The organism is Acinetobacter sp. YH16052 (assembly GCF_013417155.1).
Taxonomy (GTDB): domain Bacteria; phylum Pseudomonadota; class Gammaproteobacteria; order Pseudomonadales; family Moraxellaceae; genus Acinetobacter.
On the sequence record NZ_VPEO01000030.1, the window covers coordinates 1 to 16,316 of the forward strand.

Sequence of the window (16,316 nt, forward strand, 5' to 3'; positions counted from 1 at the left end):
GGGGGTGAATCTCTACACCTAAACGCTTATACAGACTCTATTTAGGCTAATAAAGGGGGGTGAATCTCTACACCTAAACGCTTATACAGACTCTATTTAGGCTAATAAAGGGGGGTGAATCTCTACACCTAAACGCTTATACAGACTCTATTTGGGCTAATAAAGGGGGGTGAATCTCTACACCTAAAGGCTTATATAGACTCTATTTAGGCTAATAAAGGGGGGTGAATCCCTACACCTAAACGCTTATACAGACTCTATTTAGGCTAATAAAGGGGGGTGAATCTCTACACCTAAAGGCTTATATAGACTCTATTTAGGCTAATAAAGGGGGGGTGAATTTCTACACCTATAATTAAGCTTTTTTACTTTGGAGAAATCGGACATTTCTATTTTGGAGTTACAACTGAATTGCGTATAAGAGATTTTATGTTAAATCAAATCTCTGTATTGAGGATCCTCAGGAGAAAGAAATTATTTAATCTTTACTTAAATTAATTATATTTCCACAGACCATTCCTGGTGCTGAAAAATTTCCTTTATTGAGCACATCCTTACAAACCATTCCATTAACAATTGCGCTACCTTGAGGGTCAATGTAAAGATTCTCCACGATCATTCCATTAATAACAGCTGTACCACCAGCTTGAATGTATAGGTTTTTAGTGATTTGTCCATGAAGAGTTAAATAGCCGCCTTTTAAGATAGTAACGTCTTGATCGATTTTTTCATGAATTATTAAATTATTTTCTATGTTTAACATATAACTATTAAGTCCTTAATTAACAATTGCTTATATCATAATACAGAACAGCAAGGTAATACCTTGCTGTTCTGGGATCGTTTATTTTTATGGAGTACAAAGAATCATATTTTAAGCATGTTTTAGCTCTTTAAGTTGTGCTTCCATTAGTTCTACTTGACGTTGTAACTCTCTTTTTTGTGCTACAACATCATTAAATTTCTTTCTATTTTCGGCATCTACAAATCTTTGAAGAATTTCACGAGATAATGCTTGATAGCCAATACCTTCTACTTCACCGATATTTTTTAAATCATCTATTAATGTCGATGGTAAACGTATAGATATCATCTGCATTTTTTGTGAAGTTCTATTGTTCAAGAGATTTTTAAGCTTTTTAGACATGCCTTTAGACTTCACAAATGACTCGTCGGCTCCTAGATTTCTAGACTCCCACTGAGCAACATCTTCAAAGATGTTATCTTGAGTGTTTACAGCTTTGTCTTGTTTCATAACTTTACTCTAATTATTAATTTACAATCTATTTAGATTGCATCTACTTCAATAAGTAGATGAGTTAAGTGGGGGGATCCCCCACTAACGCGTTGGAGCATTAAGCATATTTGTTAAAGATTCGAACTTCTTCTGCATTAGGCTCGTATGCCGTCTTAACAAAAATAATGTTCTTATCCTCATCAAATATATAGCAAATTTTAAGGGCTCTGCCTTTGCGAGTTTGGCTAACAAACCATTCCGTAGGTGGATGTGATTTATGCCGATCTCGTGTATCTATTAAGGTTCTTCCATCACTATTGTCAAAAGCCTCATAGACTTCTTCAATTGTGACACCATGCTTCTCATCCAGTTTTTGTAGAATCTGATCAGAGAAGCGAAATTCTAATTCGGGTTCATCACATGACACCTTTTGTACTCCATTATTCTAAAGTTTTAAACGATCCGTGTATATACGTTTTATTGTTAAATACATACACAAACCGTTATATGGTGATGAATTTATGTTATTCAAGTCATAAAATTAAAAAAAAATGTATATACAATTAAAAACTTTAAAAATAAAAAACCCCGGCATCCTGCCGGGGTTTTTTATTGTCGCTGATTGTGCTGTTGTACCCTCTGGTCCATGTGCAATAACTTATAATTTTTGTTTTATGTTATGGAACTTCCTGTTCCTGATGAGTTCATCATAGGAAAGTTCCAGTATCCTAGATAGCCGCAAAGGGCCGAGATTCACGTAAGCCTGAGCGTACAAAATAGCCTAAATTTTATCCCCAGCAATTGGGGATAGTTTTGGAATCTGGATCCGCATGAAATGGGCACTGATTGCCAAATTGATCATTTATTGATCAAATTTCTTGGCAAAATGTTACAGATTTGCTTAAAAACTCACCAACTTATTACAAAAGCCGATTTTTGTGCTTTTTGTAATCAGATTAAAATTTTCAAGTTATTGATATTTATATTAATATACAATTGTATTGCGTATAACCACCATTATGTTAAATGGAGGTTAGATTGGTGGAAAACTCCAGTTTTTGAAACTTCAAATAGAAGCTCTTTCGTTCAATTAGTAATTGTAATTTCTATATAAATTTATATTCTATTGAATAATTATTTCATAAATTCTCCTATCATATTTGGCTGCATATGTAGCTACTTCTTGATTAATCTTTTTATGACTTTTATCTACATATGAAAAGATTATTGAATCCTCATTATGCTGCTCATAGTTGATGGCGTATTTATATTCCGAATAAGGATAAAGAGTACCTAAGCTATAAGTTTTTTGAGCACTGATATAAGTTATTTTAAGATCTGTGATTGGGGCATTGGTCCAATTTTTAATAGAAATATATCCATTCTTTTCTAATGGTTGGCATCCTATAATTAAAACTAATGCAAGACAGTAAAATAGGCTATTCTTCATTTTGGTAGTTCTGTTCAATTGGTCTTATGAGTCGACTAATAACTATAACTTTTGAGGTATCACAGCTAGGATCTACTTCAGTTATCCAAGAATAATTATTTTTTTCTAGAGGATAGGATTCTCCGCCTCCATATGCTGCTTTATCACCTAAAAAATAAGTATCCGAATCTACTTTTAGGCTCTTAGTTTCCATATCCCAATCTAGAGTTTTTGTAGCAAAAATTGGCAGAACTTTAGATCCATCAGCATGTTCTAGGTATAGGCATTTACCTTCCCTAATAAGCTTAGCCTCACTATAACTTGCATTATCTGCTCCCCCCGTATATTGAATACGTGGAACAACTATATTTGATTCAATTTTTTCTGTAACTGGACTACAGGCTGCAAGTAAACTTAATAAAATAAATTCTAATCTTTTCATATTAAAGGAATTTTTTGATAAAATAATAATAGAGAAATTAAAGCAAATTATTCCAAAAGGCTCTGATTAAAAATTGTTAAAATTAATAGATATATGAGATAAAATTATGAAAAAATTTTTATATTTTAATTTCTTAGCAATTATTTTGACCTACGTATCTTTGCTTTATCAAAAAAATATATTAGTTGACCGCATAGTTGTAGATAAGCTTGGAGAAGTTGAAGTCATAGCTGGGGGATTTCCTCTACAGTTCCTTATAGATGGTGAAACCTCTCCAGTCGGAAGTATAAGTATCAATCCTTTATTTATTTTCATCGGCATGGATCAATTTGTTTTTCTCAATTTTTTTATTGATTATTTATTTTGGATAAGTATTTTATTTGCTTTTTCTATGATTGTGAAAAAGTACAGAATTGTATAGATCTCCTAAAATTAACATAATACACGTTATACGAATTCCCAAGGCATGGCTTTTAGTTATGCTTTTTTTATCAAAAGAGTATAGCTGAATGATAACGAGCCTAATAGCATTCAATATCTATCATTAGACTTACTTTAATAATCAAAGGATAGTATTATCATTGATCTAATTAAATTAAGACTAAATGATAGTAATGAACACACGTATTTATCTACGAGCTTCAACTAAAGATCAAGATGCAAAAAGGGCTTTGCAGATTCTGCAGGATCTAAACCAAAACCTGAATTTGGGCGAAACCATTGTGTACATAGAAAACTATAGTGGTACGAAGTTAGACCGACCTGAATTGAATAAGCTACTGTCAGAAGCAAATCAGCGTGACACCTTGTTGGTTGAAAGTATTGACCGCTTATCACGTTTGACTCAAAGGGATTTTCAAGAGCTGAAGCGCAGGATCCAGGAGAAGGGACTTCGTTTAGTCGTGGCAGATCTTCCTACTACCTACCAAATGATTCAAACCAGTGACAGCATTACTCATTCAATCTTGGAACTCATCAACAATATGTTGTTTGATCTCCTGGCAACAATGGCCCGCCTGGACAATGAAAAACGTATAGAACGTATTAAGCAGGGCCTGGAACGTTCGGGTTACAAGCCAACAGGTAAGAAAGCCAATGAGGCTAAGCACAAACGAATAAAGGAATTGCTAGTAGCTGGCAATATGACTAAGGAAGAAATTGCCAAAGCAGTGAATTGTGGAGTTGCAACTGTCTATCGAGTTGCTAAAGTTATTTAAAAAAAACTTATAATGCCCTGAAGAGGATACTTATACCCTTCCGCAGTAGGGTTACTTTATATAAGAAATTTTTAGGGTAAATATGGAAATAACTCTGATATTTTAAATTTGAAAGTTATGATTTAGATGTTTTATATGGAGCTCTTATACCTTATATTATTGCAAGTAAAGAAAGTAAGATATTGAAGGAAAGGTTATGAGAAAAATGAAGTACTTTTTAAGTTTCATTATCTTATTTTCTACAATTGCTTATACCCAAAAAAATGAAAATTCATCTGAATTTGTTGTCCAACTTACCGTAACAGAACATTGTGAGATCCAGAGTACTCAGACTCAATCTATTGATTTTGGATCTATTCAACGATCAACAAATCATGTAACTAGCTCAGGAAGTTTGAATGTTAGTTGTAGTCAAAATACTCCATACTCGATTGCTTTAAACAGCGATAAGACTTTAAAGAATACACAAGACAATTCTATCCAGGTTCCGTATCAGCTCTATCAGGATGCTGGATTTAAAACTGTTTGGGGAAGCTCTTCTCAAGAAAATTTTGCAAGTACGGGAACTGGTACGGATCAGAACTTCAAAATCTGGGCAAAAATTAATGAAGGCGCCACGAATGTTCCTGCGGGTGTATATAATGATATTGTGGTTGCTACGATTACATATTAATACGTTAAAGTGACCGTCACAGTATCACTATAGTTTCCTGCACTTTTGAGAGGCTGTTGGGGGACATGTCCGTAAACAGAGATTGATTGCTGCCCATTTGTTCCTACACCTTGCGACCTGTTATTAGAACTATCCCATTTTTGAGTTAAGTTACTGTTTAAGTATAAATCATAATTTATATAATCCTTGCCATTAAACATTCTTCTCTGATTATTCAGAGCATATTTGCCATTATTTAATCCTACTCGCCAAGTAGTGCGTGAAGGGCATTGCAGAGAAATTTGACCACTTGTATGTAAGTCTCTGTTCAAATTATCAATTTGACCAAAATCCAAATCTGTTGTTGAGAGTAATGTACAAACATTCTCATATTCTGCAAAAACACTCATATTGGCCGTGTCCGAATATCTTAAATTACTAGCGTTATAGCCGTGAGGATAGTTCTCATTTCTTTCAAAATCATAAAGGATTTCAAGCGATAAAGTAGAGGATCTGTAATTACCAGCAGCCCCTATCTGTCCTGGATAAAAAAGACCATAAACTGGGATCATTTCAGTCAGCTGCTTACCGCCTGTAATCGTATAATCTCTACAGCCAGTAGAAGTTAATTGGTCGCGCGCTTGGATTAAATGAGTAAAACCAGGGTCATAAAAAAGGTTATATTTTAAAGATTGAAGCAGGTTAGGTATACCTAAAAGGCTGGTATAGATAGAGCGAGTAATATCATTATAAAGCCAGCTTGTAGCTGTCAAACACACACGTACATTCGTTTTTATTGTAGATTGTGGATCACAACGAAGCATAACATTGGTAGAAGTCGTACTTAATGCAGGGCTCACTGCACCGAAATCAAGCGAGGTAGAAGAAATACTGCATTTAGCAGCCTGACTTTCACCTGTAATCATCAAACCTAAAAATAGACCTGACATTAAAGTTAAATTTTTGCTTGATAAAAAAGGAGATTTTTTTTTGCTCATTATTCGCATAGCAAGTCGCCTAAATCAATTAAACCTTTCTGGGTATCTAAACCATTTATCTCAAAGCTACACATTTTGTCTTTTTGCTCTACAAAGAATTTAGTTACTTTAGGGTTTTCCATATAGATCATACCATCATGTGCAACCACAGTAAGAGGCTCTGGTATTGAGGACTTTAAATCTGGACTTGCCCAGACATTCGACCCGGCTTCAATTACGCTTCCATCTTTTTGTTTAATAACTGCTTGAATCGCCTGAATCTGGTAAACAGGAAAATCTATGAAGACTCCACTACCAAACCTTGGTACAGCATTCTTTACTGTTGTTTCAATATAATAGTCAGCAGGTAATTCTAATGCATCGATTGTGATCTTGTTATTTTGGTAAGGATTCAGTGAGGTGACGACCAGTTCTCCGTTTCTATTGGTCCTTCCTACTGATCTATTTTCTAATTTCACTGGTACTTCAGGGATATTAGAGGTTGAAATCAAAGCAAATGAATCAAAAGATCTACGCATTGGGAATAAACTTCGATTCATCATTAACAGGCTTCCACTTAATGTACCGTTGGCTATTCGAGAAGAGCTGTTATCGGTTTTAAATTCCTGTACGCCTAAACTCCACTCCCCATAGTTGTGAATCCGGGCAAGTTGAGTCTGGATATTTCGATTATCCTGAGCCGTATCTACCTGTACTTGCCATCCCCACCCACCAACATCACGAGAGACGGACTGACGCGCATTAAAAGACAGCTTCTCTTGTTCCTGATCTTGCTGATAGGATAAGTTGACGGTTCGTCTCTTTTCTAATGGAACATTCAAGCTCAAATAATATCTAGTATCTGATTCATTTAAATCATGATTTGCGCTTAAGTTGAGATAATAATTGTTAGGGAATGAATAAGACCAATTAAATGTTAAAAACTCGTTAGTTGAATCCCAATCTTGTTCTTGATAAATATAACTTGCCCCGAACTGGCCTAACCTATTATTCGTACCTAGAAAAAATTGATCAGATCGCTGAGGAAATGCTAAACCATTTAGGTGCGCGATATCGTAATATTCGCCTGACTGCCGAGCCGTATTATAAGAGATAGTTAAGTACCTAGAATTCCAGTTATATCCTAATTGATAAATAGCTCCGGTTAATCCCTGATAGTCACTAAAAGAATATGCTGCATTTAACAGACCTGCGCGGTTTCCTAGTCTTTGGATAAATCCTGCTCCTCCCAAGTACAGATCAGGCGCTAACTCCAAATGTGTCTCTACAGTTAAATCTTGTGTTAAACCATACCGATAACTGGTATTAGTAACCAGATCCTTATCATATTTGAAGGAACGTTCCCCATATGCTAAACGTGTATAACCTAGGTTAAATGACCAGTCACTCAAATCTTCCTTTAGCAGTTGATTAGTTCCATATAAAGAAAAATTAAGAACTCTTTGTTGGCCATTGATATCAGTCACAACTACTTGAGCTTGTCCAACTCCAGTAATAATAGGGATCGCTTCAATTTCAAATTGACCAGGTATGATTTGCTGAGTTGTTTGCTTTAGCCCATTAATAAACAAATCTACTGTGGATGGTAAACTTACTTCACCTTTAAATGATTCCAAGGGAGTCGTGATTTGATAGGGTTGAAGAGCAAAATTTTTAGAAAGACTTACTCCGCTAATGCGGGTAGACCTACTCCAGCTCAATGGTTTGGACTGATCATCACCCACTCTGATAGTAAGCATTTTTTCAGGTAAATCACGCTGCCAATAAGTATCTAGAATTAAAGCATTTAATTCGGAATCTTCATCTGTTTTGGTATAGCTATAATTTGAGGATAAATTTAAGATTCCTCCCTCTCCTAAGCCAAATACACGAAACTCATGGGTTCCACTTAAATTGAAATAATCTTCGGAATACTGGCTATAGAAATCGTAATTAAACAAAGCGCCTGGTCGCTCTTGAGCTGGGTCAAGTTTGACAGGTTCAATAATAGTATATGCAGGATAATAGGAAGTTCGTTTAAGTGCTTTAATATCTACATCAAGGTAAATTTTCTGGTTGGAATTATCGTATTTATATTTGACTGAAGGTATGTCTTCTAAAAGATAGTAGCCTGCAGGATTAGTTTGCAGATCAGCAGGTAAAGTTAGTTTAAGGTCTTGTAAAGTTTCTGTAGATATATAAAGCTGATCATCTTGTTGGAGAAAATGGCCTAAAATATTTGAGTTAGATTGATTTAAAATAACATCTAAAAAAAGTTCCTGTTGAATGGTCGAATCTACTTCTTGAGAAGTCACTTCATTTGCTATTCCCTCTTGTACATAAAGAAGTCCAAGCAAAATTACACTCAAGTAATTAGCCCTAATCATATCAAGTATTTATTTATTTACAGGAATAACCTGTTGATTAATATCAGAATTAATAACTAATCGAAACTTTCCTGCACCATTATCTGGAAGACTGATCGGTAAGTTCCAAGACATCGTTTGTCCTGCCAAAACATAACCCATCAATCCAGATATCAAAGGTACGATATTTCCTGTCGTGGATACATAACTCAACTGACTTAAGCGTAAATAGGAACTAGAACGGTTCGACACTGAAATCTGGCCGTTCGTATATTTAAACTGAATATTATCAAGCGGGGTTAGACCTTGAGTAATTTTATGAGGTTGCGAAGACTTATAAAAAACAGGAATTGAGTATTGCAATAAAATATTTAAACCCGAGTTATTTTGCTCGGAACTACTTCCTGGCAACTCATCTACCAGTACTCGAAATGCCTGCTCCTGAGTACTATTAGTATTGGCTGGCTTAATCAAGCGTACTAATTGTCTTTGACCAGGTTTAATTTCAGTAATAAGTGGACTTGCAATAAGCTTCTTAGTCGGTTCTAGAATTTCCTGGTTATTAAGCTGAGTCCACTCTTGCATACGTACTTGAGCACGAATATTTGTTTTCCCCGTGTTTGTAAGCCAAAGCTCTTTTGCTTTTTCCTGGGAAGAAAACTCTACAAGGATGGGAGATACTTGTAGACTAGCTGCTTGTGCTAAAGAACAAAAGGAAGAAGCTAAGAGAGTCACCATATAGATATGCTGACGATTTAATATTTTTTCAAATATACCTTGCAATAGCCTCTCCTTGTTTACTTATAACTTAATTAGTAAGTAATTTTAGCAGTCACAACATCAGTATATACACCTGCCTTAACATTTGTGTTGCCTTTTAATTTCGCATAGACAGGCAACTCTTGTGCTTTACCTGTACCGGTTTGCTCTAGTGCTTGATCAACTGTTTTACCCCAGATCTTTTGTGCACCGGTATCTTGGAATAAATCATAAGCCACGACAGAAGTACTGTCAGATTTATGCTTCATTTGACGTTCGCTATCCAGTACCACTTTATAAGGTGTGCCAATGGTACATGTAGCTGTTAATTTACCTGTTTGGGTACGGTTTACGTCGGTTGAACGATCTAAACTTCCGAAATCAATATCTGTAGCTGAATTAAATTCACACGATTCATTGATTGTTAATTTCACTTCAAAGTTCTGTGTTGGGGCAGTAGCTGCTTGTGCTGCAGAAAAGCCAAGTACAGATGAAATGAGCAAAGAAACATATGTAATTTTTTTCATGAGATTGAATCCAATATTTAAGTTCAACCTAACCTTAAAAAGTGGATGAACTTTTGATCAAAGTAGGCGAGGAAATATACGCTCATTAAATAAGCAAGTACATAATTTATTTAGAAAAAATTAGATACTTTACTCTAAATTACTCCAATTAAAAAATTGGCTTAATTAAAAATCAGCTTTTATTTTCCCAAAAAAATGTGATAAGTATCTCATTGAAAATGATTTACTTGCTGTACGGATCATATAGTAAATAAAAAACAACTATTATTGAAACCAATAAAAACAATGAAAATAATCTAAAAAAACAATTAATACGAATTTCGAGCTTATAATTTTTAAAGTCATTAATGAAAAATGCTTTGTAGGTAAATTTCTGTTAGCGGGGGAAATGTTCAATTACAGCAATTGCCGTTAGAGCGTATTGAAAATAATTTTTATTATTCAATTCTTGATATTTTTAAAGCTAAAACAGACGATAAAGTTATATTGAGTCGAGAGGGTTGGTGGAAAAATACGTTATTAACAAGAAGATTTGGCTATAACTCCAATTAACTATTTATTTAATATTTCTAAAATTAACATAATACACCTTATACGAAATGCGTTATAATTCTCTTGAAAATTCAACGCTGTAGTTCCTAGTTGATAGCCCGAACATCCCTGTTCGGGCTTTTTTTATAATTTTTCATGTTCCACGGTTTTCATTAGTCCAGGTGAATAATCCCATCAGCCATACGGCTTAAAGAAGCGGCTCCAGAAGCCTCTTTTCTCCGGTTCAGGCTCTACGCGTTCAGGCACAGGAATGCGCTTATTTTCGGTTTGCTCTGGAGTAGTCAATCTGTCATGTTTAGATTCGTCTGTATTTGACTCAGGTGCTGCTTGAATCGTGCTAGTGGGTGGTGATTCTTGATAGGGAAATGTAGTCGTATGAGCTTGAGAGGGCTTCATTTCAATGAGTGTAAGTAATGTATCAATCCGAGAATTTGCTTTAGCTTCCCGATCTTCTGCTTTTTCTAATTGTTTCTTTAAAAAATCAATCTGATTTTTGAGTTCAACAACTGTATTGTCCGTGTATTCAGGTGTATCCGTCTTTTGTATTGAAGACGTATCAAGACGTTTTGGGTGTTTTCCACCAAAAGGCTCACCATAGACCCGAAGTAATTCTGAGAAGTCGATAGAACCATCATGATCACGACTTAATACCCCGTTTTTTATATCCTTGTAGAGAGTGGCCCGAGATTTTTTATACAGTGTTGCAGCATCACTAACACTGTATTTTGTACTTGTTTTCATAGTGTATTTCTGTGTATTTAGGAGACGTATTGAAGAATACAACAAATGTATTCTTCAATACACTCAAGGTTTAAAGCCTACTTGCTTAAGTAGGCTAAAATACCATTTCTAAAATCTTCACTGGTAAAGGTTTTATCAACAAAACGCATATCTTCTTCTGTATTTATTAAATCTCTCAAAAAGCCGAGTTGATAATCCCAGTCATGATCTAATTGTATAAAACCATTAATTTCTAAACCGTCAGAAGTCTCAACTTGGATCTGAGCTGAATAGCCTTTAATATTTTTTTTAGCACCTAATAAAGCCATTGCATCAATAGGCATTTCAAATTCCTTATATGACTATAGTTTAATTATTTAGTTTAAGATTTTAATTCTGAATCCTTCACTCACTGAGAGTTTAGTTGTTAACAGCATTGTTTTTAGTAGCTGACATAAAGCCCACTTTTTTTAAGTATGGATACAGTTCTTTAGCACGATGTGGATCTTGCAGCATGTCAGCTATACGAATAGCAAATTGCGGATAGTCTTCGGTGCCTTGGGAGTGCTTACTCATCTCGGGTAATTTAGATAGTTTATTAGCAAATAAATGCCGCTGGGCATCATTCATTTTTAAAACAAGATCTACAGTATTTAGATCTTGTGTAAAACTGACAATCTGCTTTGTTTGCTTCTGTTTAAATGAGAATGAAAAACCATAAATTGAACGCCCTTTTTTATGCTGTTGGTATTCCACAGTAATATCAGTATGTTCACTAATCTGTTTAACTGAAATATCTAGTACACGCTTTTTTAAATCAGAAATTATTGCATATTCTGTTTTGTCGACACCTAATTTTTCTCTAAACTCTACCAATTCGAAAATTGGTGTTTTACCTGCACTTCTCCAAGCTATTAAAAGCTCATATAACCGGATTGCGTAAGCACTACTTAGTTTGCTAATTTGCTCTAATTCATATTTAGTAAAATGCTCTTCTAATCTTGTGATCAATGGAACAACTGCTGGAGAAAAAATCAGTTTGACTACAGCTTCATTCTCGATGTAGCGAATTTCACTCACCCATCTAGATTTAATATATTCTATATTTTTAGAGTTTTTTTCCTCATAGCTGAATTGACGTGAGAATAGTGCATTACAAGCATTTTTCAATGTCGTATAAGCTGTATTCTTATGAACATTAAATTGACGAGCATAAGTTTCAGCATGAACTACTAAAGGGTCATTTGTATTGATACCCTTTCCACTTTCTCTAGCTTCAACAATAGCTAATAAAATTAGCCGTTGCTCTGCCAGATCTAAGTTATAACTTGCATTAATTAAAGCATTATCTTTGACGACAGTTTTTTTCATACCGTTATTCGGACTTAATTGTTTGAAGTCAATATATTGACTCGATAATATTATGTCAATATTTTTATCTTAAACAAGATAAACGTCCATGTATAGCAAGATAAACGTCCATGTATATTAAAATTAATAAGGTATAAAATATTAACTCAATATATTATTATTTTTATTATTTATAATAAAAACAATAATATATATAAATACTTAAATATAATCTTTTCTTATTATGTATTTAATAGCATTTAAAAATCTAAAAGATAATCAAATTTAATAAAATATTATATAAAACAACAGCCTATATAAAATATTATGATTTTAACTAGGTTTATATCTGGACTTTATAATCTTTGTCAAGATAAACAAGATAAACGTCCATGTATAGCAAGATAAACGTCCATGTATAGCAAGATAAACGTCCATGTATAGCAAGATAAACGTCCATGTATAAGCTCTGCAATCCTTTATTTTAGAGGGTTACAGAGCTTCTAAAAACATTAAAAACATTAAAAACATTAAAAACCTGAATCATGAAAAATTGCCCTTGGTTTTCGCTACGCTCAAACTCTATTGAATCTCGCTTTCGCTCGATTCGAGGGGCAATTTTTTGGTTAATATTTTCGTGACTTTTAGAAAAAGCAAAAGAAACTCGGAATTCGCTTCGCTCATAGTACTTTTTTGCTCGCTTCGCTCGGTCTAGGCTCAATTTTCTACATGAGATCTACACTTTCTTAGGCTAAAAAAACCTAAAAAAATGTTTTTCAGAGAGTCTAGGCGCAAATTTTGATAGTTCGCTCGTAGACACTCGCTCTATATATGCCTATTGGAGGCTTAAGATCGCGTTTATTAGCCCGATTACTACTATCGACAATGAAAGGGTTAGTTTTTAAAAAAAGTGCCTTAAAACGCAAATAAGGAGAAACCACAGCATCTTTGGATGCTGTGGCTCTATTTAAAAGATAAATCATAGAGATTAGCTATGAATGAGATATCTTGATAAAACTTCTTGATACTTCATTTTCTAGAGAGCTACCAACTCTCTACACCACCACAGTGCTATTTTTACGCTTAAAGTCACAAGTGACCGGCTCAGTCTTTCATTACTCATGGTTACGCTTACGTTTTTTTCGCTCGAATACCCATGCTCCCGGTAAATTTACCGCTTTACTCAACATGATCTCCCCACCTGCAATCATCTATTTCATCTTACAGTCACCAGCTAAAAGATTTACAAAATAGAAGATTGCCGATGTTCCCATGTTAGTTTTAACTATCTTTGTACATGCCCGACTTCTTGCTTTCGCTCAAGTCCTATTCGTCACACTCGCCTCAATTTTCCTGTCTTTTCCCGGGAAGTTGTTCCAAGATCCCGGTTATAGATGGGCTACAGACTCTTTAGATTTACCGTGCAATGCAAAATTTCTAGGCAGCATGTCTATGGTTTTACATGACATGCCGTTACAGGCTTAAGCTATTCGACGAATCTTGCTTATGTATTCACAAGTACCCGATGTCCATGACCTTTTTTAAATCTGACATCTGACAGTTTTTCTCTGTCTTGATCACCTTTCGGCTAAATTTCAGTCGCCCACCTGCCTAGCCTTCATATCAAAATCGCTCATGATAAAAAGGGGCCTTTAACGCTCAAACACAATCCTTGTGTCTTATTGCTTACCTTCAGTTAAAACAGGGTTGGTCTGTGTCACCACAGCTCCCGTTTCCATGTCGCCCAACAACCCTTAATTCAAAATAAGGGAATTAGATTGGGTAGAACGAGAGAATTTCACTCTCGAGCCCCCTTCGCGGCCGCACCAGCGAGGTTTCCCCAGCATGCAGCTACACCGGTCTACGAGTGGTTAGTTCGTATTTTAGGACTTAATAAGCGTAAAACGTCAGAAGCGGTAACTTTCTGACGTGAAAAAAGACAAAAAGCTAACGCAAACGTATGAGGAATACAGACGTTTTATGAGATATGCAGGACTCAAGTTTGGTCCAGATATAGAGATAAAAATAATTCATAGAGGAACTCCGTTGGCGTACGGATAACGGTGAGCACAATTACTTTTCCTGTAGGTGATCACCGCTAACAGTTTGTTACTGCGCTAACACGTTCCAGCAGAAAAGCTTTTTTGAATTGATTCCACAAGCTCAATATACCGGATTCTAAATTATTTTGGAACAACCATTTATAGTCAGACACCGTCACGAAAAAAGGGACTGCTAAATGCAGTCCAAACCCATATAAATAAATAACTCCGATAGGATTACAATTTTTAGCAGCTCTGCTAGTATTTTCGCCGATAGGATTACAATTTTTTAGGCGGTCATTTTGTTAGGATTTTGCGTCAAAACGGATGAGTATTTAGCTGATATTTTGGACCGAGTCAGTCGCGGAGCTGAATATTTTTTACAGGTGGATGTGGACCAGTCTAAGGCTCAGGCACTGGTTGAAAAGTGGACTCAACGATATCACCTTGATCAAACCCCAAGGCAACGGACCTATCGATTAAAAACTTCTCCGGTATTGGATCTGATAGTGGTTCAGACCCAAGCCTTGTTTAAGCTAGAAAAAATTCGTTTATGCCTTTTAATCACCCTGCCAATGGAACACCGAGAGAAGTGTGATGTGAAACTGGCAGAAACATTGGTGAACACTGCCTTTGAGTTGAATAAGGACCAAAAAGAACAGTTTTGTTGTGTCCAGGAACGTAAAACACGGCTGATCTATGAAACTTCTAGCCCTAGAGGGGGAAGGATGCCAGCTTATGAGCTGGTTGAGCTGCCTTTTACGAAGGTTGAACGTAAGCAAAAAGAGCTAACTAAAGAAAAGGGTTGGACCTGGCGTTTACACAAGAATTTCATTCAGATAAAACAAGAACGAATTGAGCAGGCTTTTAAAGATTCTCAACGGGCAAAGAACAAGCAGCTCAATACCAAAGAGCTGGATATTCTATGGTCTATGGCCGGTTTCCGTGGAGTTCGTAATGATATCTTTAAGATAAATCGTTCCTTATACCCTTTAAGCCACAAATACCGAGATAAACCCTTGGATCTGGTTCCTCAAATTCCTCGATATACGATTAAATCAAAGCGTTTAGTGAATAATCTGGATGCAATGATGACCTTTCATCAATTGGAAAATTAGGTAGCTATGATGTGTCCCGAGAATTTTTCACTTTCTTTGATTTATAAGTATTTGATTTTATTTATTTTATTATTTAAGCTGCATTAAAAGGATTTTATATAAGTAATTGAAATTAAATATAAAATTTTAGGGACACATCATAGCTACCTTAAGCAAAAGTGAACGAAGATTTTTCATCAATTTTCAAACTAGGTAGGTATTATGTGTGATGGGAATCTTCTATTTAATTAAAAAATTAAATATATGATTTTAAATACATTTCTTTTTCACTTGGAAGTTGGATAAAACAAAAAATATTATTAAATTGTTGAAAATTAAATTAAAATTTGATCACACATCATACCTACCTTTTAGGGAAAAGAAGCTATCCTGTGTGTTTGGTAGAGCTTTATACAAAAATGCTTCTAGCTTTTTATTTTTTATAAGGCTACATAATACGAGTTATAAGGATTAAGGTCGGAGTGCATAAATATGTCAGTTATAAATCTAATTGAGGATGACGACAATGAAGCTGAAATTGCTACTTTGGCAGGACGTGCCCTTCGCGAAAAAGGCATTGAAGTCGCTCAACGTGAAACAGTGATGTATGTTGTAAACGATACCGTAGTAAGTAAGGCTCCTAATAGTGCACCAGTTGTGATTAAACGCCTATCTGGGCGTAATCCTGAACTTGCTCAACGAGTAGCGAGTCGTGGAACTTTTAAAATTAAAAAACGTAAAGTAAGCCAGGATTGAAGCTAATTTGGACTTACATCCGAATTTCGAATAAGAAATTGAATGTTAAATGAATAATCAAAATACCCATGAGTCAGGCCTTTCAAAAAGATCGGCAACTATTTGCTATTCTAATTTTTCATTATTAACACTTTCAATTATTGAATAGAAGGGGGTGAATCTCTACACCTAAACGCTTATACAGACTCTATTT

Annotated in this window: 17 protein-coding genes and 1 pseudogene; 6 read left to right on the plus strand and 12 right to left on the minus strand. The window is 35.1% G+C overall.

The annotated features are described in order from the left end of the window. Positions 1–478: 478 nt before the first annotated feature. The 5 genes from FTV42_RS14225 to FTV42_RS14245 all read right to left on the minus strand — a co-directional run bounded on the left by FTV42_RS14225 (position 479) and on the right by FTV42_RS14245 (position 3,108). Entirely contained in the window at positions 479–763 is a 285-nt protein-coding gene (locus FTV42_RS14225; protein ID WP_104427043.1) for a hypothetical protein, read from the minus strand. 111 nt (positions 764–874) lie between these two features. Further along, positions 875–1,255, minus strand: a complete 381-nt coding sequence (locus FTV42_RS14230) for a hypothetical protein (RefSeq protein ID WP_104427042.1) — start codon at positions 1,253–1,255, stop codon at positions 875–877. A gap of 100 nt (positions 1,256–1,355) precedes the next feature. Then, positions 1,356–1,664, minus strand: coding sequence for a hypothetical protein (locus tag FTV42_RS14235; RefSeq protein WP_228203597.1), 309 nt, complete (start codon positions 1,662–1,664; stop codon positions 1,356–1,358). A 696-nt stretch (positions 1,665–2,360) separates the two neighbouring features. Then, the gene (locus FTV42_RS14240; RefSeq protein WP_005108845.1) at positions 2,361–2,687 is read right to left on the minus strand and encodes a hypothetical protein; all 327 of its coding nucleotides are present in this window, start codon (positions 2,685–2,687) and stop codon (positions 2,361–2,363) included. After that, a complete protein-coding gene (locus tag FTV42_RS14245) occupies positions 2,677–3,108 on the minus strand; it encodes a hypothetical protein (RefSeq protein ID WP_005108844.1) in 432 nt (143 codons plus the stop codon). Before FTV42_RS14245 ends, FTV42_RS14240 begins: the two co-directional genes overlap by 11 nt. 106 nt (positions 3,109–3,214) lie before the next feature. On the opposite strand from FTV42_RS14245, the gene FTV42_RS14250 reads away from it, so the two are divergent. From FTV42_RS14250 to FTV42_RS14260, 3 genes are all read left to right on the plus strand, one after another. Then, positions 3,215–3,529 carry a hypothetical protein gene (locus tag FTV42_RS14250; RefSeq protein WP_005108843.1) on the plus strand — a complete coding sequence of 105 codons (315 nt, stop codon included), beginning with the start codon at positions 3,215–3,217 and terminating at the stop codon, positions 3,527–3,529. A gap of 184 nt (positions 3,530–3,713) precedes the next feature. Next, complete coding sequence (locus tag FTV42_RS14255; protein ID WP_180039113.1) at positions 3,714–4,325, plus strand: recombinase family protein; 612 nt, start codon at positions 3,714–3,716, stop codon at positions 4,323–4,325. A 196-nt stretch (positions 4,326–4,521) separates the two neighbouring features. Next, positions 4,522–4,998 (plus strand): spore coat U domain-containing protein, encoded by a 477-nt coding sequence (locus tag FTV42_RS14260; RefSeq protein WP_168406833.1) that lies wholly within the window; start codon positions 4,522–4,524, stop codon positions 4,996–4,998. Here FTV42_RS14260 and FTV42_RS14265 read toward each other — a convergent pair. Genes FTV42_RS14265 through FTV42_RS14280 form a run of 4 tightly spaced genes read right to left on the minus strand, consistent with a single transcriptional unit; the run spans position 4,995 to position 9,606 of the window. Further along, positions 4,995–5,975, minus strand: a complete 981-nt coding sequence (locus FTV42_RS14265) for a spore coat protein U domain-containing protein (protein WP_180039114.1) — start codon at positions 5,973–5,975, stop codon at positions 4,995–4,997. The genes FTV42_RS14260 and FTV42_RS14265 overlap by 4 nt on opposite strands. Beyond that, positions 5,975–8,323, minus strand: coding sequence for a fimbria/pilus outer membrane usher protein (locus FTV42_RS14270; RefSeq protein ID WP_179991650.1), 2,349 nt, complete (start codon positions 8,321–8,323; stop codon positions 5,975–5,977). The genes FTV42_RS14265 and FTV42_RS14270 overlap by 1 nt, the downstream gene beginning before the upstream one ends. Before the next feature lie 27 nt (positions 8,324–8,350). Then, positions 8,351–9,103, minus strand: coding sequence for a molecular chaperone (locus FTV42_RS14275; RefSeq protein WP_180015723.1), 753 nt, complete (start codon positions 9,101–9,103; stop codon positions 8,351–8,353). A gap of 29 nt (positions 9,104–9,132) precedes the next feature. Further along, positions 9,133–9,606 (minus strand): spore coat U domain-containing protein, encoded by a 474-nt coding sequence (locus FTV42_RS14280; protein WP_218945736.1) that lies wholly within the window; start codon positions 9,604–9,606, stop codon positions 9,133–9,135. A gap of 381 nt (positions 9,607–9,987) precedes the next feature. On the opposite strand from FTV42_RS14280, the pseudogene FTV42_RS17655 reads away from it, so the two are divergent. Next, positions 9,988–10,158, plus strand: a pseudogene (locus tag FTV42_RS17655) (GIY-YIG nuclease family protein); the annotation flags it as partial. A gap of 174 nt (positions 10,159–10,332) precedes the next feature. Here the strand turns inward: FTV42_RS17655 and FTV42_RS14285 are convergent. The 3 genes from FTV42_RS14285 to repM all read right to left on the minus strand — a co-directional run bounded on the left by FTV42_RS14285 (position 10,333) and on the right by repM (position 12,249). Continuing rightward, positions 10,333–10,899, minus strand: a complete 567-nt coding sequence (locus tag FTV42_RS14285) for a plasmid replication DNA-binding protein (protein WP_180039115.1) — start codon at positions 10,897–10,899, stop codon at positions 10,333–10,335. 77 nt (positions 10,900–10,976) lie between these two features. Further along, complete coding sequence (locus FTV42_RS14290; RefSeq protein ID WP_180039116.1) at positions 10,977–11,222, minus strand: hypothetical protein; 246 nt, start codon at positions 11,220–11,222, stop codon at positions 10,977–10,979. A 76-nt stretch (positions 11,223–11,298) separates the two neighbouring features. Further along, positions 11,299–12,249: a replication initiation protein RepM gene (gene repM / locus FTV42_RS14295; protein ID WP_180039117.1), complete on the minus strand. Its 951-nt coding sequence runs from the start codon at positions 12,247–12,249 to the stop codon at positions 11,299–11,301. Positions 12,250–14,572: 2,323 nt separating this feature from the next. Here repM and FTV42_RS14300 point away from each other — a divergent pair. Both FTV42_RS14300 and FTV42_RS14305 read left to right on the plus strand, forming a co-directional pair. Next, entirely contained in the window at positions 14,573–15,388 is an 816-nt protein-coding gene (locus FTV42_RS14300; protein WP_159373027.1) for a hypothetical protein, read from the plus strand. 471 nt (positions 15,389–15,859) lie between these two features. Further along, positions 15,860–16,123, plus strand: a complete 264-nt coding sequence (locus FTV42_RS14305; RefSeq protein ID WP_179991752.1) for a hypothetical protein — start codon at positions 15,860–15,862, stop codon at positions 16,121–16,123. Positions 16,124–16,316: the final 193 nt, after the last annotated feature.

Bases quoted from the DNA above. Each gene is read 5' to 3' on its own strand.
- FTV42_RS14225 (WP_104427043.1), bottom strand. From the start codon at position 763: ATGTTAAACATAGAAAATAATTTAATAATTCATGAAAAAATCGATCAA.
- FTV42_RS14230 (WP_104427042.1), bottom strand. From the start codon at position 1,255: ATGAAACAAGACAAAGCTGTAAACACTCAAGATAACATCTTTGAAGAT.
- FTV42_RS14240 (WP_005108845.1), bottom strand. From the start codon at position 2,687: ATGAAGAATAGCCTATTTTACTGTCTTGCATTAGTTTTAATTATAGGA.
- FTV42_RS14245 (WP_005108844.1), bottom strand. From the start codon at position 3,108: ATGAAAAGATTAGAATTTATTTTATTAAGTTTACTTGCAGCCTGTAGT.
- FTV42_RS14250 (WP_005108843.1), top strand. From the start codon at position 3,215: ATGAAAAAATTTTTATATTTTAATTTCTTAGCAATTATTTTGACCTAC.
- FTV42_RS14255 (WP_180039113.1), top strand. From the start codon at position 3,714: ATGATAGTAATGAACACACGTATTTATCTACGAGCTTCAACTAAAGAT.
- FTV42_RS14260 (WP_168406833.1), top strand. From the start codon at position 4,522: ATGAGAAAAATGAAGTACTTTTTAAGTTTCATTATCTTATTTTCTACA.
- FTV42_RS14265 (WP_180039114.1), bottom strand. From the start codon at position 5,975: ATGAGCAAAAAAAAATCTCCTTTTTTATCAAGCAAAAATTTAACTTTA.
- FTV42_RS14280 (WP_218945736.1), bottom strand. From the start codon at position 9,606: ATGAAAAAAATTACATATGTTTCTTTGCTCATTTCATCTGTACTTGGC.
- FTV42_RS14285 (WP_180039115.1), bottom strand. From the start codon at position 10,899: ATGAAAACAAGTACAAAATACAGTGTTAGTGATGCTGCAACACTGTAT.
- FTV42_RS14290 (WP_180039116.1), bottom strand. From the start codon at position 11,222: ATGCCTATTGATGCAATGGCTTTATTAGGTGCTAAAAAAAATATTAAA.
- repM (WP_180039117.1), bottom strand. From the start codon at position 12,249: ATGAAAAAAACTGTCGTCAAAGATAATGCTTTAATTAATGCAAGTTAT.
- FTV42_RS14305 (WP_179991752.1), top strand. From the start codon at position 15,860: ATGTCAGTTATAAATCTAATTGAGGATGACGACAATGAAGCTGAAATT.